This window comes from Quadrisphaera sp. RL12-1S (genome assembly GCF_014270065.1).
Lineage (GTDB): Bacteria > Actinomycetota > Actinomycetes > Actinomycetales > Quadrisphaeraceae > Quadrisphaera.
This window is the reverse complement of sequence record NZ_JACNME010000019.1, coordinates 1-22,313: the sequence shown is the minus strand read 5'-3', so window position 1 is coordinate 22,313 and position 22,313 is coordinate 1. Positions and strand designations below refer to the sequence as shown.

General features: G+C 74.7%; 19 protein-coding genes and 1 pseudogene. 11 read left to right on the top strand and 9 right to left on the bottom strand.

Going from position 1 to position 22,313, the window contains the following annotated elements:
* Positions 1-116: 116 nt before the first annotated feature.
* From H7K62_RS20755 to trxA, 3 genes are all read left to right on the top strand, one after another.
* Positions 117-2,336 (top strand): protein kinase family protein, encoded by a 2,220-nt coding sequence (locus H7K62_RS20755; RefSeq protein ID WP_186722330.1) that lies wholly within the window; start codon positions 117-119, stop codon positions 2,334-2,336.
* A 109-nt stretch (positions 2,337-2,445) separates the two neighbouring features.
* Entirely contained in the window at positions 2,446-3,447 is a 1,002-nt protein-coding gene (gene trxB / locus H7K62_RS20750; protein ID WP_186722328.1) for a thioredoxin-disulfide reductase, read from the top strand.
* A 66-nt stretch (positions 3,448-3,513) separates the two neighbouring features.
* Positions 3,514-3,837 carry a thioredoxin gene (gene trxA, locus H7K62_RS20745; protein WP_147926407.1) on the top strand — a complete coding sequence of 108 codons (324 nt, stop codon included), beginning with the start codon at positions 3,514-3,516 and terminating at the stop codon, positions 3,835-3,837.
* Between the two features lie 100 nt (positions 3,838-3,937).
* Here trxA and H7K62_RS20740 read toward each other — a convergent pair whose 3' ends face one another.
* The 9 genes from H7K62_RS20740 to rpmH form a co-directional block, all read right to left on the bottom strand.
* Complete coding sequence (locus H7K62_RS20740) at positions 3,938-4,576, bottom strand: GNAT family N-acetyltransferase (protein ID WP_186722326.1); 639 nt, start codon at positions 4,574-4,576, stop codon at positions 3,938-3,940.
* Between the two features lie 19 nt (positions 4,577-4,595).
* Positions 4,596-5,783, bottom strand: a complete 1,188-nt coding sequence (locus H7K62_RS20735; RefSeq protein WP_186722324.1) for a ParB/RepB/Spo0J family partition protein — start codon at positions 5,781-5,783, stop codon at positions 4,596-4,598.
* Positions 5,780-7,063, bottom strand: a complete 1,284-nt coding sequence (locus H7K62_RS24385) for a ParA family protein (RefSeq protein WP_370591883.1) — start codon at positions 7,061-7,063, stop codon at positions 5,780-5,782. The genes H7K62_RS20735 and H7K62_RS24385 overlap by 4 nt, the downstream gene beginning before the upstream one ends.
* Complete coding sequence (locus tag H7K62_RS20725) at positions 7,056-7,811, bottom strand: 16S rRNA (guanine(527)-N(7))-methyltransferase RsmG (RefSeq protein WP_186722387.1); 756 nt, start codon at positions 7,809-7,811, stop codon at positions 7,056-7,058. Before H7K62_RS20725 ends, H7K62_RS24385 begins: the two co-directional genes overlap by 8 nt.
* A gap of 103 nt (positions 7,812-7,914) precedes the next feature.
* Positions 7,915-8,523 (bottom strand): Jag family protein, encoded by a 609-nt coding sequence (locus H7K62_RS24380; protein ID WP_186722322.1) that lies wholly within the window; start codon positions 8,521-8,523, stop codon positions 7,915-7,917.
* Positions 8,524-8,552: 29 nt separating this feature from the next.
* Positions 8,553-9,530 (bottom strand): membrane protein insertase YidC, encoded by a 978-nt coding sequence (yidC, locus tag H7K62_RS20715; RefSeq protein ID WP_186722320.1) that lies wholly within the window; start codon positions 9,528-9,530, stop codon positions 8,553-8,555.
* A complete protein-coding gene (gene yidD, locus H7K62_RS20710; RefSeq protein ID WP_370591886.1) occupies positions 9,527-9,913 on the bottom strand; it encodes a membrane protein insertion efficiency factor YidD in 387 nt (128 codons plus the stop codon). Before yidD ends, yidC begins: the two co-directional genes overlap by 4 nt.
* A 26-nt stretch (positions 9,914-9,939) precedes the next feature.
* Entirely contained in the window at positions 9,940-10,305 is a 366-nt protein-coding gene (rnpA, locus tag H7K62_RS20705) for a ribonuclease P protein component (protein WP_186722318.1), read from the bottom strand.
* Between the two features lie 29 nt (positions 10,306-10,334).
* On the bottom strand, positions 10,335-10,472 hold the full coding sequence (gene rpmH / locus H7K62_RS20700; protein ID WP_109772950.1) for a 50S ribosomal protein L34: 138 nt from the start codon (positions 10,470-10,472) through the stop codon (positions 10,335-10,337).
* Positions 10,473-10,936: 464 nt separating this feature from the next.
* Here rpmH and dnaA point away from each other — a divergent pair, with 464 nt between their 5' ends.
* From dnaA to H7K62_RS21690, 8 genes and pseudogenes are all read left to right on the top strand, one after another.
* On the top strand, positions 10,937-12,484 hold the full coding sequence (gene dnaA / locus H7K62_RS20695) for a chromosomal replication initiator protein DnaA (protein ID WP_186722315.1): 1,548 nt from the start codon (positions 10,937-10,939) through the stop codon (positions 12,482-12,484).
* Between the two features lie 488 nt (positions 12,485-12,972).
* Entirely contained in the window at positions 12,973-14,127 is a 1,155-nt protein-coding gene (gene dnaN / locus H7K62_RS20690; protein ID WP_186722313.1) for a DNA polymerase III subunit beta, read from the top strand.
* Between the two features lie 53 nt (positions 14,128-14,180).
* A complete protein-coding gene (gene gnd, locus H7K62_RS20685; RefSeq protein ID WP_186722311.1) occupies positions 14,181-15,179 on the top strand; it encodes a phosphogluconate dehydrogenase (NAD(+)-dependent, decarboxylating) in 999 nt (332 codons plus the stop codon).
* 13 nt (positions 15,180-15,192) lie between these two features.
* Positions 15,193-16,455, top strand: a complete 1,263-nt coding sequence (locus H7K62_RS20680) for a DNA replication/repair protein RecF (protein ID WP_186722309.1) — start codon at positions 15,193-15,195, stop codon at positions 16,453-16,455.
* On the top strand, positions 16,445-17,065 hold the full coding sequence (locus tag H7K62_RS20675; RefSeq protein ID WP_186722307.1) for a DUF721 domain-containing protein: 621 nt from the start codon (positions 16,445-16,447) through the stop codon (positions 17,063-17,065). Before H7K62_RS20680 ends, H7K62_RS20675 begins: the two co-directional genes overlap by 11 nt.
* A gap of 168 nt (positions 17,066-17,233) precedes the next feature.
* Positions 17,234-19,354, top strand: a complete 2,121-nt coding sequence (gene gyrB, locus H7K62_RS20670; protein ID WP_186722382.1) for a DNA topoisomerase (ATP-hydrolyzing) subunit B — start codon at positions 17,234-17,236, stop codon at positions 19,352-19,354.
* Positions 19,347-21,956, top strand: coding sequence for a DNA gyrase subunit A (gyrA, locus tag H7K62_RS20665; protein WP_186722305.1), 2,610 nt, complete (start codon positions 19,347-19,349; stop codon positions 21,954-21,956). Before gyrB ends, gyrA begins: the two co-directional genes overlap by 8 nt.
* Positions 21,953-22,313: pseudogene (locus tag H7K62_RS21690) on the top strand (hypothetical protein); the annotation flags it as partial. The gene gyrA and the pseudogene H7K62_RS21690, both read left to right, overlap by 4 nt.

Here is a 22,313-nt window from a genome sequence, read left to right as displayed (position 1 = left end):
CGCCGCGCGGTCCGTGGTCCGGGCGCGGCGCGCTGCGTCCCCGTACCATCGAACCGTCGGACGACTGCGCTCCGGATGCGCTGGAGCACCGCTGGACGCCGACGGGAGGAGCTGAGGTGGCAGACGAGACCGCGCCCCTGTCCTCCCGCGGTGAGGAGCCCGGCCAGATCGCCACGAGCACCGCTCCCGGCGCGAGGACCTCGGGACGGTCGCGCACCGCGGCGGGCTCGGTGGGCGTGCTGCTGGACGGCCGGTACCGCCTGCTGCAGCGGCGCACGAAGGACGGCTCCTGGGCCACCTGGGACGGCGAGGACGACCAGCTGCTGCGCCCGGTGGTCATCACCGTGGTCTCCGGCCCGACGGCCGCCGAAGCCGTCGACGCCGCTCGCCGCTCGGCGACCCTCGAGGACGAGCGCCTGCCGCACCTGCTCGACGTCGGGCTGGAGCGCGCCGCAGACGGCACCGCCCTCGGCTGGGTGGTCACCGAGCGCTCACCGGGCCGCTCGCTCGCCGAGCTCCTGCGCGAGTCCCCGCTCCCGTCGGCCCGTGCCCGAGCGCTGGTCGGCGAGGCGGCCGCCGTGCTCGCGCGCGCCAGCCGCTCCGGCCTGCACCACCGCAGGCTGGAGCCCGGCGCCGTGGCGCTCACCGCCGACGGTGCCGTCAGCGTGCTGGGGCTCGAGGTGGCCAGCGCTGCCGCCGGCCTGCCGGCGCGCTCCCCCGAGGAGGCCGAGCGCGAGGACGCCGAGGGCCTCGTCCGCGTGCTGTACGCCGCGCTGACGGGTCTGTGGCCGGCGGGCCGCAGCGGAGCGCTCGGCGCCGCGCCCACGGGCCGCGGTGGGAGCCCGGTGGCACCGGGTGAGCTCACCGCCGGCGTCCCGCACGACCTCGACGCCCTCTGCCTCGCCGTGCTGGGCCCCTACCGCGAGGGCCCCGCGACCCCCGCGGACGTGGCCGCCGCCCTGGCCCCCTGGGGCAGCTCCACCGGCCCCGTGACCCGCACCGGACTCGGCCTGCCGGCCACTCCCGCCCCCTCGGCGGCGCCGAGCCCGCAGGCGCCCACCGGCAGCGGTGCTGCTGCTGGCGCCGCCGCCGCTGCGTGGGCCTCCTCCCCCGCGCGCTCGCGGCTGGGCGGCGGTCCGGGTCTGCACTTCTCCGGGGACGGAGCTGGCGCTGAGAGTGGCGAGCCGGTGGTCCACGCCACCCGCGCGTCCCGCCGCGCCGCCCAGCGCAGGGCCGAGCGGGAGGCCGAGCGCGCCGCGCACGGCGAGGACGCCTTCGAGGCCCTCCTCGGCCCCGTCACGGGTCCCCGCCGCCCGGTGCCCCCCGTCCTGGACCGCACCTCCGAGGACCCCCGGTCCCCCGCCGCCACCGCACCCCTCGACGACGCCGTGCGCTGGGGCGCCAGCGCGGCTGCCACGGCCGCCACCGCGCCTGCACCCGCTCCCGCGCCGGTGCAGGACCGGACCCCGGCGCCGGCCGCCACCACGCGCGTGGCCCCGCACCGCGCACCGGCGACGGCCGCCTTCTCCGACACCGACGCGACGGACTGGGTCGGCGCTGGCTGGGGCCACGCCCCCACCGGCGCCGGAGCCGCCCCCCGGTCCCGGCGCGTCCCCCAGGCCCACGTCGGCCCCGCGCACCACGGCGCCGACGGCGAGGACGAGCCGCACGTCGAGCGCCGCCGCCGCGGCCCGCTCCTCGCCGTCCTCACCGTCCTCGTCCTGCTGCTGCTCGCGGCGGTGTGGCTGCTCCTGCCGCGGGTCCCCCAGATCGCCGGTGCGCTCGGCATCGCGCCGTCGGACACCTCCGCCCCCGGCACGTCGGCGGCGCCCGCCGCCTCGGCGCCCGCCGTGCCCGGGACCGGTGCCACCGAGGCGCCGTCCGCCGCGAGCGGACCGGGGGAGATCACGAGCGCCCGGGCCGAGGACCCGTTCGGGGACGGCACCGAGAACGACGAGAGCGCACCCCGCGCCGTCGACGGCGACCCCGCGACCGCGTGGCGGTCGAGCACGTACAGCACCGCGGCGCTCGGCAACCTCAAGCGCGGCGTGGGTCTGGGACTCGTCCTCGGGGACGGCACGACCCCCAGCACCGTGACCTCGCTGCAGCTGCGCACGGAGGGCACCGGCGGCCGCCTGGAGGTCCGCACCAGCCCCGACGGCGGGTTCGACGGCAGCACCGTGGTGGCCACCACCGAGGCCGGCACCGGCGGCGCCGCGGTCGACGTGCCGCTGGACCGCCCCACCACCGCCACGCACCTGCTGCTGTGGTTCACCGAGCTGCCCCAGACCTCCTCGGGCTACGCCGCCGCGGTGGACGAGGTCTCCGCGCGCTGACCCGCTCGCGCGCGGCCCGGGAACAGCGCGCCCCTACGATCGGTTGAACGACTCGCGCCCCGTGACCAGCAGCGGGACCCGGCGCAACCGCCTTCGAGGGGAGACCCACGTGCCCGACGACGTCCGCGACCTGGTGATCGTGGGATCGGGACCCGCAGGCTGGACGGCCGCCATCTACGCCGCCCGCGCCGACCTGCACCCGGTGGTCGTGGCGGGCTCCGTCACGGTCGGCGGCGCCCTCATGAACACCACCGAGGTCGAGAACTTCCCGGGCTTCCCCGAGGGGCTCATGGGCCCCGACCTCATGGAGCGGATGCAGGCCCAGGCCGAGCGCTTCGGCGCCGAGGTCGTCTACGACGACGCCACCGAGCTCGACCTCACCGGTGACGTCAAGGTGGTCCGCACCGGCCTGGGGGAGACCTACCGCGCCCGCGTGGTGGTGCTGGCCACCGGCTCCGCCTACCGAGAGCTGGGCCTGCCCAACGAGAAGCGCCTCTCCGGCCACGGCGTCTCCTGGTGCGCCACCTGCGACGGCTTCTTCTTCAAGGGCAAGGACGTCGCGGTGGTCGGCGGCGGTGACTCCGCCCTGGAGGAGGCGACGTTCCTGTCGCGCTTCGCGGACTCCGTCACCCTGGTGCACCGCCGCGACGAGCTGCGCGCCTCCAAGATCATGCAGCGCCGCGCGGAGAACGACCCGAAGATCCGCTACTCCTGGAACTCCGCCGTCGAGGACGTCGTGGGCCAGGACAAGGTCACCGGGCTGAGCCTGCGCGACACCGTCACCGGCGAGCTGCGCTCCCTCGACGTCCAGGGCGTCTTCGTGGCCATCGGCCACGAGCCCCGCGTCGACCTCTTCCGCGGCCAGGTGGACCTGGACGACAAGGGCTACGTGGCGGTGGAGGGGCGCTCCTCGCGCACCAACCTGCCGGGCGTGTTCGCCTGCGGCGACGTGGTCGACCACGAGTACCGCCAGGCCATCACCGCGGCCGCCTCCGGGACCGTCGCCGCCCTGGACGCCGAGCGCTACCTCGCGGCGCTCGCCGACACCGACTCCCCGCGCGTCGCCGCGGTGGAGGCGGAGGAGGTGGCCGAGGCCACCGCCGTCGGCTGACGGACCGCCCCGGCCCGCCCGCCCCCTGATCCACCAGAGCCCACCCGCAGACCGAGAGGAACAGCCATGACCGCTCGCGCCGTGACCGACGCCACCTTCGACACCGAGGTGCTGCAGAACGACAAGCCCGTCCTCGTGGACTTCTGGGCGCCCTGGTGCGGTCCGTGCCGCCAGGTCTCCCCGATCATCGAGGAGATCGCCGGTGAGCACGCCGAGGTCCTCGACGTGGTCAAGGTGAACACCGACGAGAACCCGCGCACCTCCGCGGCGTACGGCATCACCTCGATCCCCACCCTCAACGTCTACAAGGGCGGCGAGCTGGTGAAGCAGATCATCGGCGCCCGTCCCAAGCCGGTCCTCGAGCGCGAGCTCGCCGAGTTCATCGGCTGACCACCTCACGACGACGGCCCCCGACCGCGAAGGTCGGGGGCCGTCGTCGTCGCCGGCCGAGGAGGTCTGTGCGCCCCTCTGCGGGCCGCGCAGGACCAGGTCAGACCCCGGACAGGACCGGGACCCGCGCGCGCCCCAGGATGCGCTCCAGGGCCGCTTCGACGTCCTCGCGCCAGGACAGCGCCGTGCGCAGCTCCAGCCGCAGGCGGGGGTAGCGGTGGTGGGGCCGGACCACGGTGAAGCCGACGGCCTCGTAGAAGTCCGCGGGGACGATGCAGTCCGCCGACAGACCCGCCCGCCGCTCCTCCAGCTCCGCACCCGCTGCGCCGAAGGCCTCCACCGCGCGCACCCCGCGCTGGGTGAGGTCCTTGGCGGCGCTCTGCACGAGCATCCGCGCGATGCCACCGCCGCGGTGCTGCGGCTCGACGAACCCGTTCATCAGCAGGACGGCGTCACCGCTCACCGGAGAGGTGGGGAAGGCGCGCGAGCGGGGCACGTGCACGGGGGGCGCGTACGTGACGAAGCCCGCGAGGGCGTCGTCCACGTAGGCCAGCCGCCCCGCGGAGCCCCACTGCAGCAGCACCTCCGAGAGCCACGCCTCCTTCTCGAAGGCGGTGCCGCCGGCGGCGACGGCGCGCCCGGCCGAGACCGGGTCCAGCTCCCACGCCACGCACCCGCGGCAGCGGGTGGGCAGGTCGGCCAGCGCCTCCAGGGTCAGCGGCGCGACGCGGCGGGACACGCCCCGTCCTCCCGGGGCGTCAGAGGGCGCCCAGGGGCCCGCTGGGTCCCCCGGCGTCATCAGCGTCCACCGAGGTCGCCTGGGCGACCCCCGACTCGCCCGGAGCCAGCGACCCCAGGATGCGGTCGAGGTCCTCCAGGGTCGCGAACTCCACGGTGAGGCGCCCCTTCTTGGCACCCATCGCCACGCTCACCCGGGTGTCGAACCGGTCGGACAGACGGGCGGCGAGGTCGTCCAGGACGGGTGCGGCGGCGCGCACCTGCGGGCGGCTCGGGCGCGCAGCACCCACACCGCCCAGGGCGACCAGCTCCTCGGTGGTGCGCACCGAGAGCCCCTCCGCCACGATCCGCTGGGCGAGCCGCTCCATCGCGTCTCCGGTCGGCAGACCGAGCAGCGCGCGGGCGTGGCCAGCGGACAGCACCCCGGCGGCCACCCGCCGGGCCACCGACGGCGGCAGGCGCAGCAGACGGATGGTGTTGGAGATCTGCGGCCGCGACCGCCCCAGGCGCTGGGCCAGGGAGTCGTGCGTGCAGCCGAAGTCGTCGAGGAGCTGCTGGTAGGCAGCGGCCTCCTCGAGGGGGTTGAGGTCGGCGCGGTGGAGGTTCTCCAGCAGCGCGTCGCGCAGGAGGTCCTCGTCGGTGGTGTCGCGCACGATCGCGGGCACCGTGGCCAGGCCTGCGCTCTCCGCGGCGCGCCAGCGCCGCTCGCCCATGACCAGCTCGAAGGACATCTGCTCACCGGGCGGCGGCGTGCTGCCGTCCACGCGGCGCAGCGGTCGCACGACCACCGGCTGCAGGACGCCGATCTCCTTGACGCTGTGCACGAGCTCGGCGTGCGCGTCCTCGTCGAAGACCTGGCGCGGCTGCCGCGGGTTCGGGCTGACCGAGCCCACCGGGACCTCGGCGAACCAGGTCCCGGGGATGGGCAGCAGGTCGTCGTCGGTGGCCGCAGCCCGGGAGCCGGGCCTGCGGGGGGCCTGCCAGCTGGGCGGCACCGACGCCCCGTCGCGCAGGTCGATGACCTGCCCACCGGCGGCGGCACCGCCGGCGGGGTCGCCGTCGACCTCAGGACGATCAGGACGGTCAGGACGACGGTCGGTGCGCTCCGGCGGCTGCACGGCACGCAGCTGGCCGGTGACCTCGGGGGAGACGGCGTCCGGGATGAGGGCTCCCAGGCCCCGCCCGAGCCCGCGCTTGCGCTCGCTCACGCGCGGCGCTCCGCGGCGCGCCGACCGGCGGTGCGGTCAGGGGTCCACGAACCGCGCAGGTCGAGGGGACCGGTGCGCAGGTCGACCACGGCCGCCGGCTGCTCGCGCTGCGGCTCCACCGCGGGCTCGGCCTCCACCGCGGGCTCGGCCTCGGCTGCAGACCCCGCTGAGCTCTCCGGCGCGGTCTCCGGCTGGGGCACCTCAGGCTCCTCCGCGGGGGTGTCGGCGGGCTCGGGCCGCACCTCGGCGACCTCCGGGTCGGCGGCGCGGTGCTGGACGGCCTCGCGGTGCGCGGTGGCCGCCTCGGTGCGGAGCTGGTGGCTCTCCACCAGCTCGCGCGCTGCCTGGAGGTAGGACAGCGCCCCGGAGTTGCCCGGGTCGTAGGTCATGACGGTCTCCCCGTGGCTCGGCGCCTCCGAGATGCGCACCGAGCGGGGGATGGTGGTGTCGAGGACGCGGCTGGGGAAGGCCCGGCGGACCTCGTCGGCCACCTCGCGGGCGAGGCGGGTGCGCGCGTCGTACATGGTGAGCAGCAGCGTGGAGATCTCCAGCTCGCTGTTCAGCGAGGCCTGCACCCGGCCGATGTTGGCCCGCAGCTGGTTGAGGCCCTCCAGCGCGTAGTACTCGCACTGGATCGGGATCAGCACCTCGCGGGCGGCGACCAGTGCGTTGAGGGTGATGAGGCCCAGGCTGGGCGGGCAGTCGAGGAGCACGTAGTCCAGGCGCGGCCGGCCCTGCTGCTCCCGCTCGGCCACGTAGCCGGCCAGCGCCTCCTTGAGCAGGGAGACGCGCGCCACCATGTCGCTCTCCTGCGCCAGCTCCATCTCGGCGCCGGCCAGGTCGATGCTGGCGGGGCAGACCTCCAGGCCGCGCACGTCGGGGCACTGCCGCACGGCCTCGGACAGGCGCAGCCCGTCGACGAGCACCTCGTAGGTGCCGGGCGTGCGGTCCTCGTGGGCCACCCCCAGCGCCGTGGACGCGTTGCCCTGCGGGTCGACGTCGAGCACCAGCACCTGCAGGCCGCACTGGGCCAGCGCCGCGGCGAGGTTCACCGCGCTGGTGGTCTTGCCGACGCCGCCCTTCTGGTTGGCGACCGTCAGCACGCGCGTCTGCGACGGCTTGGGCAGCGTGCGCCCGCGCAGCCGGATCCGGCGGCGAGCGTCCTCGGCGGCCTGGCGCGCCAGCGGCGTGTCCTCGCCGGCGTCCGGGATCGCCTGGGCGAGCAGCGCCCTGCGGGCGAGCTCCTCGTCCTCCGGCGTCCCAGCAGGCTGCTCAGCCACGTGGCTTCCGCGCGCGCTGCCGCGCCGCTCGTGTTCGACCACCGACGTCCTCTCCGCCTCGCGCACCCCCGACCGGGTGAGGGGCGGCACCCACAGTAACGCTCACCACGGTCGTCGGGACCGCGACGAGCCCGGTCCCGACCTCGAGCACCTGCGGGTCGAGGCCACCGAGCCGCGCCAGGGCCGGCTGGGCCGACCGGACCTCGTCCGCTGCGCTGCGTCCCTTGAGCGCCAGGAGCACGCCCCCGCGCCGCGCCAGCGGCAGGCACCAGCCGGCGAGGCGGTCCAGAGGCGCCACCGCCCGCGCGGTGACCACGTCCGCGGCGGGCAGAGCCCCCGGACGCCCCGGGGCGACCTCCTCGGCGCGGGCCCGCACCACGCGCACCCGCCGGCCGATGCCGAGGTCTTCCACCACCTCGCCCAGCCACACGGCCCGCCGCTCCAGGGGCTCGACGAGCACCACGGTGGCGTCCGGGCGGGCCAGCGCCAGGCACAGGCCCGGCAGCCCCGCACCGCTGCCGACGTCCACCACGAGGGCGGCACCGGGCAGCAGCTCCCCGACGACGGCGCAGTTGAGCACGTGCCGCTCCCACAGGCGGGGCACCTCCCGCGGCCCCACGAGGCCGCGCTCCACCGCCGTGGTGGCCAGGTGGCCCGCGTAGCGGCGCGCGAGGTCAACCCCTGCGCCCTCGTCGTCGTCGGCGCCGAAGACGGCGCGGACGGCCGCCTCGAGGGCGGGCGGCTCCAGGAGCCGCCCGCCCTCGACCTGCGGCGGCGGGACCGGCGCGCGCAGCGCCTCGGTCGCCTCGGTCGCCTCGGCCCCCTCGGTCGCGTCGGGATCGACGGGCACGTCAGGCGGCGGGGGAGACCACGACGCGGCGGTGGGGCTCCTCGCCCTCGGAGTCGCTGACCAGGCCGGCCGCCGCGACGGCGTCGTGCACGACCTTGCGCTCGAAGGGGTTCATGGGCTCCAGCGCCACCGGGGAGCCGTCGCGCTGGACCTCCGCCACCGCCTGGGCGGCCAGCTGCTGCAGCTCCTCGCGGCGGCGGGCGCGGTGCCCGGCCACGTCGAGCATCAGCCGGCTGCGCTCACCGGTGCGCGCCTGGACGGCCAGCCGCGTGAGGTCCTGCAGCGCCTCGAGCACCTCGCCGCGAGAGCCGGCGAGCCGGCGCAGGGCGACGGCGTCGCTGCCCTCGGCGACCACCGAGACGGCGGCGCGGCCGTCCTCGACGTCGATGTCGATGTCGCCGTCGAGGTCCGCGATGTCGAGGAGCTCCTCGAGGTAGTCCGCCGCGACCTCGCCCTCCTCCTCGAGGCGCTCGAGGCGGCTGCGGCGCTCGCCGCCGGCCTCGGCCTCGGGCGCCTGGCCCTCGGCGGGCTCGGGCGCCTCGACGGGCTCCTCGGCGCTGCCGTCGGTGGTGCTGGTGGGGACCTCGTGCGTGGCCTGCTCGGTGCTCACCACGGCCTCCTCGTCGTCGGGTGGGCGGTTCAGTTCTGGGGGCGGCGCGTGGGCTCAGCGGGGCCGCGGCTGCGGTCCTTGCGCTTGGGCTGCACCCGCTGGCCGCTGCGCTGGACGGAGCCCTGGTCGACGACCTGGCCGGCCACGACCTCGGTGGACGCGGACTCACCGCGGCGCAGGGCGCGCTTGGCGCGGCGCTCCTTGAGGGCCTCCTCGGCCTTGGAGCCCGGCGCCGGCATGCGGCGGATGACGTAGGCCTGCTGGCCACCGGTCCACAGGTTGGTGGTGAACCAGTAGATGAGCACGCCGATCGGGAAGTTGACGCCGGAGACGGCGAAGATGATCGGGAACAGGTACATGATCAGCTTCTGCTGCTGGGCGAAGGGGTTGTCCAGCGCCGACGCCGGCATGTTCTTGATCATGAGCTGCCGCTGCGTGGTGAAGGTCGTCAGGCTCATCGCCACGATGAGCACCGCGGTGAGGACCTTGACGTTGAGGTCACCGCTGCCCAGGAAGGTGTCCGTCAGGCGGGCGCCGAAGATGGTCGACTCCGCGGCCTGCTTGGCCAGCACCCCGGTGAGCGGGCCGACGCCCTGCTCGTTGCGGATCCCGTAGTTGAGCACCCGGAACAGGGCGAAGAAGATCGGCGCCTGCAGCAGGATCGGCAGGCAGGAGGAGAAGGGGTTCGTGCCATGGGAGCGGTAGAGCTCCATGGTCTCCTTGCTCATCGCCTCCCGGCTGGCCGGGTCGGTCTTGCCCTTGTACTTCTGCTGGATCTTCCGCATCTCCGGCTGCAGCAGGGCCATGCCCCGGCTGGCCTTGATCTGCTTGACGAACAGCGGGATCAGGACGATGCGGATGATGACCACGAGGGCGACGATCGAGAGCGCCCAGGTCCAGCCGCCGTCCTCCGGCATGCCGAGCGCTGTCAGCCCCGCGTGGGCGCCGACCATGATCCAGGCCACCACCCACTCGAGCGGGTAGATCAGGCTCTCGAAGAAGTTCATCTCGTCCTCACGGGCTGGGGACGGGAGGCCCCGCGGTCAAGGTCGTCGTGCAGGTCGGGCCGGGCGCGGTGCCCGGAGTGCCGGTGGCGCTCGCACCGGTCTGCGACGGGCGGGCGGACCCCACCAGTGTGAGGCCTGTCGACGGCGGCTCCGGCGCGAGGCTCGGGCACCGGGTCCCAGCCGCCGGCGGCCCAGGGGTGGCAGCGCAGGAGGCGCAGCCCGGTGAGCCAGGTGCCGCGGACGGCTCCGTGGCGCCGCAGCGCTGTGGCCCCGTAGGAGGAGCACGACGGCGCGTACCGGCACACCGGCCCCAGGAGGGGGGACACGAGCAGCTGGTAGACCCGGACCAGCAGGAGGAGCACGACGGCGAGGCCGCGGTCCAGCACCCGCAGCGCGCGGACGAGGCGCCTCACCGCTGCGGTCCCTCGTCGGGCACGAGCTTGCGGACCGCCGAGGCGAGGTCCCTCGCCAGCACCTCGCTGGAGGCGTCGGCAGCCGCAGGGTTGGCCCTCACCACCGCGCGGCTGCCCGGGGGCAGCTCCGGCAGCTGGTCGCGCACGAGGTGGCGCAGCCTGCGCTCGACGCGGTTGCGGACCACCGAGCCGCCCACGGCCTTGGAGACCACGAAGCCGACGCGCACCGGGCCCTCCGCCCCGTCGAGGCCCGAGGGCTCGAGGAGGTGGAGGACGAGGTGGCGCCGGCCGGCGCGCCGCCCGCGCCGCACGACCGCCGAGAAGTCGACGGGACGGCGGAGGCGGTGCGCTGCGGGGAGCACGAGGCAGCGGGCCCGGGGGCCGCTGGTTCTCAGGCGGACAGCTGGGCGCGGCCCTTGGAGCGCCGCGCGGCGAGGATGGCGCGGCCGGCGCGGGTGCGCATGCGCAGGCGGAAGCCGTGCACCTTGGCCCGGCGCCGGTTGTTCGGCTGGAAGGTCCGCTTGCTCACGCCCGTCACTCCATCACGTCGCTGATCAGCTCGTTGTCCGGGGCGACCGGGCGCTCGGGTGAGCGCGGTCGCACCGAGCGGCGGGACTCCGGCCCGTGGGCCCTCGACCACCTGGCCGGGAGGGCACCGACGGACGCACGAGCGCCTGCCGCAACCGCTCCACGGTAGGGGCCGCGGGCCTCGAGGGTCAAACCTGGCGGCTCGCCGGGCGCTGCCGACGCGCTGCCGACGCGGTGCCGACGCGCTGCCGACGCGGCTCCGACGGGGTGCCAGGTCGCTCCAGACCCCCTCCGGCGTGCCGCCTTGTGCCGGGCGAGACCGTGCCGCTAGCGTCGTGCGCTCCCGCTCCGGGGTCGGCAGTGCCGCCTCCCGACCGGTCGACGTCCCCACCTCCGTCCACAGCCTGTGGACAACCCTGTGGACGACGTGCGCGACCCTTCGCGCGGGCGTGGGAGGGTGGAGCGGTGGCCGATGAGCATGATCTCCCCTCGGCCTGGCCTGGCGTCATCGCCGCGCTGGGCGCCGACGCGCGCATCTCGCGCCAGCAGCTGGCGTTCCTGCGCCTGACCCGTCCGCTGGGCCTGCTCAACGACATGGTGCTGCTCTCGGTGCCCAACGAGCTCACCAAGGAGATGATCGAGCAGCGGCTGCGCGAGCCCGTGGCCGCCGCGCTGTCGGAGCGCCTGGGCCGTGAGGTCCGCGTGGCGGTGGCGGTGGACAGCAGCCTCACCGACGCCCCCCCGGTGGAGGCGCCGCGCGCCCCGGCCGCCGGTGACGGGCAGGTGCCCTCGCCCCGCGGCGACGCCGAGGGGGCCTCTGCGGACGGGACCGGCGAGGACGGCCCGGCCGGGGACGACGACGGGCCCGAGGACGGCGCCGAGCTGCTCGCCACGGGTGAGGACGGCGCGCTCTTCGGCGTCAGCAGGCCCTCGCAGGTGCCCCGCAGCCGGCGCGGGGAGCAGTCGCGCAAGGACGCCGAGCCGGCGCGCCTCAACCCCAAGTACACCTTCGACACCTTCGTCATCGGCTCGTCCAACCGGTTCGCCCACGCGGCGGCCGTCGCCGTGGCGGAGGCGCCTGCCAAGGCCTACAACCCGCTGTTCGTCTACGGGCCCTCCGGACTGGGCAAGACGCACCTGCTGCACGCCATCGGGCACTACGCCCAGCACCTCTACCAGGGCGTCAAGGTGCGGTACGTGAACTCCGAGGAGTTCACCAACGACTTCATCAACTCGATCCGGGACGACCAGAAGAACTCGTTCCTCCGGCGCTACCGCGACGTCGACTTCCTGCTGGTGGACGACATCCAGTTCCTGTCGAACAAGGTGCAGACGCAGGAGGAGTTCTTCCACACCTTCAACGTGCTGCACAACGCCAACAAGCAGGTGATCATCACCTCGGACCAGCCGCCCAAGAACCTGTTCGGCTTCGAGGAGCGGATGCGGTCCAGGTTCGAGTGGGGCCTGACCACCGACGTGCAGCCGCCGGACCTGGAGACGCGCATCGCGATCCTGTCCAAGAAGGCCATCACCGACCGCATCTCGGTCCCCTACGAGGTGCTGGAGTTCATCGGCTCGCAGATCTCCACCAACATCCGCGAGCTCGAGGGCGCCCTGATCAGGGTCACGGCCTTCGCCAACCTCAACCGGGCCGACGTCGACCTCGCCCTGGCCGAGGTGGTGCTCAAGGACCTCCTGACCGGGGAGACGGCGCAGATCTCCCTGGCGACGGTCATGGCCCAGACGGCCGACTACTACAAGCTGACCATCGAGGACCTCTGCGGGCCCGCGCGCTCGCGCTCGGTGGTGAACGCCCGACAGGTGGCGATGTACCTGTGCCGGGAGCTCACCGAGCTCAGCCTGCCGAAGATCGGGCAGGCGTTCGGCGGCCGCGACCACACCACCGTCATGCACGCGAACCGCAAGGTGCGCGAGCAGCTGGCGGAGCGCCGGCAGACCTACAACGAGGTCACCGAGCTCACCAACCGCATCAAGCTGCAGCACCGGGCCTGACCCGCTCGAGGCCCTGACCAGCGCGGACGCGAGTTGTCCACAGGCTGTGTCCCCAGGTGAGGACGGTCCACAGCCATCCACAGGGGCTGTGGACAAAGCTGTCCACAGCCCCTGTGGAAAACCGCCCGGATCCTGTGGACGACGTGTGGACAACTGGGGGTCGATCTGTGGACGCGATGTGGACAAGATCTGGCCGTCCACAGGCACCCGTAGTTTTTCCCCACGTCATCCACAGCTCTGTCCACAGGTGTGCACAACCCCTCACCTGCGATGACGGGGGTTTTCCACAGAATCCACAGGCCCTATGACTACTACGGAACCAGTCATCTAGCGGATTCGATCGCGCCGCCTTCATCTGCGCCGGACCGCCCGGACCGCCGCACGGGGTGGCTGTGGGTGGCCGACCGGGCGAAGGCCCGCAGACCGTTACCCTCGCCGCTCGGGGCCCTCTCCGGGCACGCACAGCACCAACGCATGGAGGTGGACCCGTGAGGTTCGGGGTCGAGCGCGACGTCCTGGCCGACGCCGTCGGGTGGACGGCGCGGACGCTTCCGGCCCGTCCTCCGGTCCCGGTGCTCTCGGGCGTCCTCCTGGAGGCAGCCGAGCCGGGCGTGCTGAAGCTGTCGAGCTTCGACTACGAGGTCTCCGCCCACGTGGAGGTCCCCGCGGAGGTGCACGAGCCCGGGCGCGTGCTCGTCTCGGGGCGCCTCCTGGCCGACATCGCCCGCTCCCTGCCCGCGCAGCCGGTCCAGGTCTCGCTGCAGGGGCCCCGCGTCGTCGTCACGTGCGGCTCGAGCCGCTTCACCCTGCTGACCATGCCGGTGGAGGACTACCCGGCGCTCCCGGCCATGCCGGACGTCCTCGGCAGCGTGGCCGGTGACGTCTTCGCCTCCGCCGTGGCGCAGGTGGTGGTGGCCGCCAGCCGCGACGAGACGCTCCCGGTCCTCACCGGCGTCCGCGTGGAGATCGAGGGGGACGAGCTGACCCTGCTCGCCACCGACCGCTACCGCCTCGCGGTGCGGACCCTGCCGTGGAGCGCGGGCGAGGGCGGGGCGTCCTCGGCGGCGCTCGTGCGGGCCCGCACCCTGTCCGAGGTCGCCCGGGCCATGGGCAGCGGCGAGGTCGTCCTGGCGCTGTCGTCGGAGGCCGCCGGCGGCGAGGGCCGCGGACGGGGCGCCTCCGGGCTGGTCGGCTTCGAGGCCGGAGGGCGGCGCACCACGTCGCTCCTGGTCGACGGCGACTACCCGAAGGTCCGCTCGCTGTTCCCCGCCGAGTCCCCGATCGCCGCGGTGGTCTCCGTCCCGGCGCTGGTCGAGGCGGTGCGCCGCGTGGCGCTGGTCGCCGAGCGCAGCCGCCCCGTGCGGCTGTCCTTCAGCCAGGGCCAGGTGGTCCTGGAGGCCGGCGACGGCGAGGACGCGCAGGCCTCGGAGGCGATCCCCGCCCAGCTGCACGGTGACGACGTGTCCATCGCGTTCAACCCGCAGTTCCTGCTCGACGGCCTCGGCGCGCTCAACATGCCGTTCGTGCGGCTGTCCTTCACGCTTCCCACGAAGCCCGCCGTCCTCACCGGTCAGACCGACGAGGACGGCGAGCCCAGCGACCACTACCGCTACCTGCTCATGCCCGTGCGGATGGCCGGCTGACCCCCGCCCACCCGCGGGCGCCCCACTCAACGACGCACTCCCGGAGGTCTGCTGTGCACATCGGTCTGGTCGGTCTCGGCAAGATGGGCGGCAACATGCGCACGCGGCTGCGCCGCGGCGGCATCGAGGTCACCGGCTTCGACAACAACCCCGACCTCTCCGACGTCGAGAGCCTGGAGGCGCTCGTCGAGGCCCTGCCGGCCCCGCGGGCGGTCTGGGTGATGGTCCCGGCCGGGAAGGTCACGCACAGCGTCATCGACCAGCTCAAGGGCCTGCTGTCGGAGGGCGACGTCGTCATCGACGGCGGCAACTCCAAGTACACCGACGACGCCGCCCACGCGGAGTCCCTCGCCGAGCGCGGCATCGGCTTCGTGGACTGCGGGGTCTCCGGCGGCATCTGGGGCCTGGACAACGGCTACGGCCTCATGTGCGGCGGGGACGCCGAGCTGGTGGAGCGGCTGCTGCCCGTCTTCGACGCGCTGCGCCCCGAGGGCCCCCGCGAGGAGGGCTTCGTGCACGCCGGGGCCGTCGGCGCCGGGCACTACGCGAAGATGGTCCACAACGGCATCGAGTACGGCCTCATGCAGGCGTACGCCGAGGGCTTCGAGCTGCTCACCGCCAAGGACATCGTCACCGACGTCACCGGCTCCTTCAAGGCGTGGACGCGCGGCACCGTGGTGCGGTCCTGGCTGCTGGACCTCCTGGTGCGCGCCCTGGAGGCCGAGGGCACGAGCCTCGGCTCCATCCGCGGCTACGTGAACGACTCCGGCGAGGGCCGCTGGACCGTCGAGGAGGCCATCAACGAGTCGGTCCCGATGCCGGCCATCACGGCCGCGCTGTTCGCCCGCTTCGCCTCCCGCCAGGACGACTCGCCGGCCATGAAGATGGTGGCCGCGCTGCGCAACCAGTTCGGCGGCCACGCGGTGGAGTCACTGGGCGGGGACGACGCGACCTCCGACCAGACCAGCGGCGGAAAGCCCGAGCAGGGCGTCCAGGAGGCCAGCGCAGCCGAGGCGGGACCGAGCTCCGGCTCGGGCTCCACCTCCCGCTGACGGGCGCCGGCAGGTGCACGTCACGCACCTGTCCCTGGTCGACTTCCGCAACTACGCGGGCGCGGAGGTCGAGCTCGCCCCGGGCCCGACCGCCCTGGTCGGGCCCAACGGGCAGGGCAAGACCAACCTCGTCGAGGCCGTCGGCTACGCGGCGACCCTCGGCAGCCACCGCGCCGCGACGGACGCGCCCCTGGTGCGCGCCGGCGCGGAGCGGGCGGTGGTGCGCGCCGCGGTGGACCGGGCCGGTCGCTCCACCCTCGTGGAGGTGGAGATCTCACCCGGCCGCGCCAACCGGGCCCGCCTGAACCGGGCCCCCCTGCAGCGCGCGCGGGAGGTCCTCGGGTCGCTGCGCACCGTGCTGTTCGCGCCCGAGGACCTCGCCCTGGTCAAGGGTGACCCCGACGGCCGGCGCAGGTTCATGGACGACGCGCTGGTCGCGCTCGCCCCGCGCCTGGCCGGGACCCGGTCCGACCTCGACCGCGTGCTGAAGCAGCGGGGGGCTCTGCTGCGCCAGGCCGCGGCGGCGCGGCGGGGCGGGCGGTCCGGGAGGCCGTCCCGCTCGCGCGACCGGGCGGCCCTGGCGGCCCGGGAGGCGGGCTGGGAGGACGCCGCGGCCGCCGAGGCCGCCACGCTCGACGTCTGGGACACCCACCTCGCCACGGCCGGGGCGGAGCTCCTGGCGGCCCGGCTGCTGCTCGTGCGGCGCCTGCACCCGCACGTGGCCCGCGCCTACGCCGCGGTCAGCGGGGCTGGGGGAGCGCCGGGCGACGCCGACGGACCCGTGCGGCTGGGGTACCGCAGCAGCCTGCCGCTGCTGGCCGACCTCGACCCCGCCGGCGACGCCGAGCTGCCGCCCCGCGCGGAGCTGGCGCAGGCGCTGCTGGAGCAGATGGCGCAGGTGCGCGCCGAGGAGCTGGAGCGGGGGACCTCCCTGGTGGGGCCCCAGCGCGACGACCTCGTGCTGGAGCTGTCCGGCCTGCCCGCGCGGGGGTACGCCAGCCACGGCGAGTCGTGGTCGTACGCGCTCGCCCTGCGGCTCGGCCTGTACGAGCTGCTGTGCGGCGACGGCCCGAAGGACCCCGCGAGCGAGCCGGTCCTCGTCCTGGACGACGTCTTCGCCGAGCTCGACGCGGGGCGCCGCCAGCGCCTCGCGGCGCTCGTGGCGCCGGCGGAGCAGGTGCTCATCACGGCGGCGGTCGCCGAGGACGTGCCCCCGGAGCTGTCGGGCCGGCGCCTCCAGGTGCGCGCCGGCACGGTGGAGCCCGGTGGCGCCTGACCCGCCGGCCGCTCCGCCGGGCCCCGAGGACCCCGACGCGCTCCCCGGGCCCGAGCAGCTCCCGGACGCCGCGGCCACGGCCCTGCACCGCGTGCGGGCGGCGGCGCGGGCCCGGGGGGCCCGGCCCGGCCGGCCCGGCTCGCTGCCTCCGGTGGGCCGCTCGGGTGCCGGCGGTGCGGGGACCGCCGGGGCTGCGCCGGGCGGTGGGCGGCGCTCCGGCCAGGCCGCCGGGGGGAGCGGCGCGCGACCCGACGCGCGCGACCCCCAGACGGTGTCCTCGAGCATCGGGCGCCTGGTCAGCGAGCGCGGCTGGCGGACGCCGGTCGCGGTGGGCGGCGTCATGGGCCGCTGGGCCGACGTGGTCGGCGCCGAGGTGGCGGCGCACTGCCAGCCGGAGACCTTCTCCGAGGGGGAGCTGGTGGTGCGCGCGGACTCCACGGCGTGGGCCACGCAGGTGCGGCTGCTCACCGCCACCGTGCTCCGGCGCCTCGACGAGGACCTCGGTGAGGGCGTGGTGACGCGCCTGGTGGTGCGCGGCCCGGCCGGGCCCTCCTGGCGGGCGGGCAGCCGCTCCGCGGGCGGTCGCGGCCCGCGGGACACCTACGGGTGATCGCGGAGGGCGCAGCGGGCGCGCAGCCGCCCCCGGAGCGCCGGGGCGGACCGGGGGCACCACCGTGGGTCTGTTCGTGGCGCTGCGGGCCGTCCACGGGCCGCAGAAGGGGTGGTGCTGACCCGGGCGAGCGCGTCCGGCGCCGCGGTGTCGGGGCTTCCCCGTAGGATGGAGGCCCGTGCGCGCCCCTGGGCGCGTGACTGCGCGAGGAGGACCGTGGCCGACCCCACAGACGACGCCGTTCCCGTGCCCGAGGCTCTCACGCAGCCCCTGGCCGAGCAGCCGGAGGAGCACCACCGCGCGAGCGGCCCGGCACCGTCGTCCCCCACGTACGACGCCAGCAACATCCAGGTCCTCGAGGGCCTCGAGGCCGTCCGCAAGCGGCCCGGCATGTACATCGGCTCCACCGGTGAGCGCGGCCTGCACCACCTCGTGTGGGAGGTCGTCGACAACTCCGTCGACGAGGCCCTCGCCGGCCACGCCACCACCATCGACGTGACGCTCCTGGCCGACGGCGGCGTGCGCGTGGTCGACGACGGGCGCGGCATCCCCGTCGACGTCATCCCGTCGGAGGGCAAGCCCGCCGTCGAGGTGGTGCTGACGGTCCTGCACGCCGGCGGCAAGTTCGGCGGCGGCGGCTACGCCGTCTCCGGCGGGCTGCACGGCGTGGGCATCTCCGTGGTCAACGCGCTCTCGCGCCGGGTCGAGGTGGAGGTGCGCCGGCAGGGGCACGTCTGGCGCCAGGCCTACCGGCACGGCGTCCCCGAGGCCCCGCTGGCCAAGGGCGAGGAGGCCACCACCACCGGCACCACGGTGACGTTCTGGCCCAGCGAGGACACCTTCGAGACGGTCGTCTTCGACTACGAGACGCTGCGAGCCCGCCTGCAGCAGTACGCCTTCCTCAACCGCGGCCTCGAGCTGCGGCTCACCGACGAGCGCCCCGCCCCCACCGAGGAGGGCGAGGACTACGACGAGTCGGTCAAGGCCCGCTCGGTCACCTACCGCTACGACGGCGGCCTGGTCGACTACGTGCAGCACCTCAACAAGCAGAAGCGCTCCGAGGCCGTGCACGAGTCGGTGATCTCCTTCGACGCCGAGGACGCCGACCGCGGCATGTCGGTCGAGATCGCGATGCAGTGGACCACCGCGTACTCCGAGTCCGTGCACACCTACGCCAACGTCATCAACACCCACGAGGGCGGCACCCACGAGGAGGGCTTCCGCGCCGCGCTGACCGCCCTGGTCAACCGCTACGCGCGCGCCAACAACCTCCTCAAGGAGAAGGACGAGAACCTCACGGGCGACGACGTCCGCGAGGGCCTCACCGCCGTCGTCTCCGTCAAGCTCGGCGAGCCCCAGTTCGAGGGCCAGACCAAGACCAAGCTCGGCAACACCGAGGTCAAGGGCTTCGTCCAGGGCCGCATGACCGAGAACCTCACGGACTGGTTCGAGCGGAACCCCAACGAGGCCAAGGCGGTGGTCCGCAAGGCCATCAGCGCCTCGCAGGCCCGGCTCGCTGCCCGCAAGGCCCGTGAGGCCACCCGTCGCAAGGGCCTCATGGACGGCGTGGGCCTGCCGGGCAAGCTCAAGGACTGCCAGTCCAACGACCCGACGCGCTGCGAGGTCTTCATCGTCGAGGGCGACTCGGCCGGCGGCTCGGCCGTGCGCGGCCGCGACCCCGAGACGCAGGCGATCCTGCCGATCCGCGGCAAGATCCTCAACGTCGAGAAGGCCCGCCTCGACAAGGCCCTGGGCAACCAGGAGGTCCAGGCGCTCATCACCGCGTTCGGCACCGGCATCGGCGAGGAGTTCGACCTCTCGAAGCTCAGGTACCACAAGATCGTGCTCATGGCCGACGCCGACGTCGACGGCCAGCACATCACCACGCTGCTGCTCACCCTGCTCTTCCGCTACATGCGGCCGCTGGTGGAGGCCGGGCACGTCTACCTGGCCCAGCCGCCGCTGTACCGGATCAAGTGGTCCAACCGCGAGCACGACTTCGTCTTCTCCGACCGCGAGCGGGACGCCGTGATCGCCGACGGCACCGCGAACGGGGGCCGCCTGCCCAAGGAGGGCTCCGTCCAGCGCTACAAGGGCCTGGGCGAGATGAACTGGGACGAGCTGGCGCTGACCACGATGGACCGCGCCCACCGGACCCTGCGGCAGGTCACCCTCGACGACGCCGCCGCGGCCGACGCCATCTTCGCCGTGCTGATGGGGGAGGACGTCGACTCGCGGCGCTCCTTCATCCAGCGCAACGCCCACGACGTGAGGTTCCTCGATGTCTGAGCCCCCCACCGGCACCGTGCCCGACGCCGCGTCGTCGGGAGGCGACCGCATCGAGCAGGTCGACCTGCAGCTGGAGATGCAGCGGTCGTACCTCGACTACGCGATGAGCGTCATCGTGAGCCGGGCCCTGCCCGACGTGCGCGACGGCCTCAAGCCCGTGCACCGCCGCGTCCTCTACGCGATGTGGGACGGCGGCTACCGGCCCGACCGCCCGTACTCCAAGTGCGCCCGCGTGGTCGGCGACGTCATGGGGAACTACCACCCCCACGGCGACACGGCGATCTACGACGCCCTGGTGCGCCTGGCCCAGGACTGGTCGCTGCGGTACCCGCTGGTGGCCGGCCAGGGCAACTTCGGCTCCCCGGGCAACGACCCAGCTGCCGCCCCGCGGTACACCGAGTGCCGCATGGCGCCGCTCGCGCTGGAGATGGTGCGCGACATCGACGAGGAGACCGTCGACTTCTCGCCCAACTACGACGGGCGCGAGCTCGAGCCCGACGTCCTGCCGGCGCGGTTCCCCAACCTCCTGGTCAACGGCTCCGCCGGCATCGCCGTGGGCATGGCCACCAACATCCCGCCGCACAACCTGCGCGAGGTGGCCGACGGCGTCCAGTGGGCGCTGGAGCACCCCGACGCCGACGAGGAGGAGCTCCTCCAGGCCCTCATGGCGCGGATCCAGGGGCCGGACTTCCCGACCTCGGCCACGATCCTGGGCCGCTCCGGCATCGAGGACATGTACCGCACCGGGCGCGGCAGCGTGCCGATGCGCGCCGTGGTGGCGGTGGAGGAGATCCAGAACCGCCAGTGCCTGGTGGTCACCGAGCTCCCCTACCAGGTCAACCCCGACAACCTGGCCACGAAGATCGCCGAGCTGGCCAACACCGGCCGCATCTCGGGGATCGCGGACGTGCGCGACGAGACCTCGGGCAAGACCGGCCAGCGCCTCGTCGTCGTCCTCAAGCGCGACGCCGTGGCGAAGGTCGTGCTCAACAACCTCTACAAGCACACGCCGCTGCAGGAGAACTTCAGCGCGAACATGCTGGCCCTGGTGGACGGCGTGCCGCGCACGCTGCCGCTGAACGCCTTCGTCTCGCACTGGATCACCCACCAGCTCGAGGTCATCGTCCGGCGCACCCAGTTCCGCCTGCGGCGGGCGCAGCAGCGGGCGCACATCCTCATCGGCCAGCTCAAGGCCCTCGACGCGCTCGACGCCGTCATCGCCCTCATCCGCGCCTCGGCCACCACCGAGGACGCGCGCACGGGCCTGATGTCGCTGCTCGACATCGACGAGGTCCAGGCCAACGCCATCCTCGAGATGCAGCTGCGCCGCCTGGCCGCCCTGGAGCGGCAGCGGATCATCGACGAGCACGACGCCCTCGTCGCGCAGATCGCCGACTTCGAGGACATCCTCGCCCGGCCTGCCCGCCAGCGGACCATCGTCGGCGAGGAGCTCGGCGAGATCGTCGCCAAGTACGGCGATGACCGCCGCACGCGCATCGTGCCCTTCGAGGGCGACATGAGCGTGGAGGACCTCATCCCCGAGGAGGACGTGGTCGTCACGATCACGGCCGGCGGGTACGCCAAGCGCACCCGGGTGGACGCCTACCGGGCCCAGCGCCGCGGGGGCAAGGGCGTGCGGGGTGCCGCGCTGCGCGCGGACGACCTGGTGAGCTCCTTCTTCACCACCACCACGCACCACTGGCTGCTGTTCTTCACCAACTTCGGCCGGGTGTACCGGGCCAAGGCCCACGAGCTGCCCGAGGGCGGCCGTGACGCTCGCGGCCAGCACGTGGCCAACCTGCTGGCCTTCCAGCCCGGCGAGACCATCGCCCAGGTGCTGGACCTGCGCGACTACGCCCAGGCGCCGTTCCTCGTGCTGGCGACGCGCAGCGGCCTGGTGAAGAAGACCCGGCTGGTCGAGTACGACTCCCCCCGCTCGGGCGGGGTCGTGGCCATCAACCTCCGCGACGGTGACGAGCTGGTCTCGGCACGGCTCGTCGGCGACGAGGACGACCTGCTCCTGGTCTCGCGCCAGGGCCAGTCGGTGCGCTTCACCGCCTCCGACGAGGCGCTGCGCCCGATGGGCCGCGCCACGTCGGGCGTCACGGGCATGCGCTTCCGGGACGGCGACGAGCTGCTGGCCATGGACGCCGTCCGCGACGACACCACCGCCGACGTCTTCGTGGTCTTCGCCTCGGGGATGGCCAAGCGGACCGCCGTCGACCAGTACCGCGTCCAGGGGCGCGGCGGCTACGGCGTCCGCGTGGCCAAGCCCTCCGAGCGGGGCGGTGACCTCGCCGGCGTGCTGCTCGTCGGTGACGAGGACGAGGTGCTCGTGGTGATGGCCAGCGGCAAGGTGGTCCGCAGCCGCGCCGCTGAGGTGCGGGCGACCGGCCGCGACACCATGGGCGTCAGCTTCGCCAAGGTGGACGCGCGCGACCAGATCCTCCTGGTGGCCCGGAACGCCGAGCGGGCGGCGGAGGACGAGATCGCCGACGAGGCCCAGGTCCAGGACGAGGCTCCCGGTGCGGCGCCCGGCGACGACGGTCCGGATGCCGTACCGTCGGCGCAGCCTGAGCCTGAGCCCGGAGGTGGGGCGTGAGCCCGTCCGAGAAGACTGACGCCCGAGACCCCTCGGGCGGCGCTGGACGGTCTGCGTCCGCCGGAGCGTCCGCGGGGACGCCGTCCGCCCCTGGCGGGGGCACGACGTCCGGGTCCGCGCGTCCCGCCGGCCAGCGACCGTCGGGCGGCACCGCCCGGCCGACGTCGGTGGTCGGCGGCGCCGGGACCCTCGGCAACGGTCCCCGGCCCGCAGCGGCGGGCTCGGCGCAGCGGGGCACGACGGCCCGTCCGCCGGCCTCTCCGCCGGCGTCGGCGGCCGCCACGACGGCGCGGCAAGCACCGGCCGCCGCGCCGCAGGCGGCGGCTCCCACCGCCGTGCGGCCGGCGCGCGCCGGCT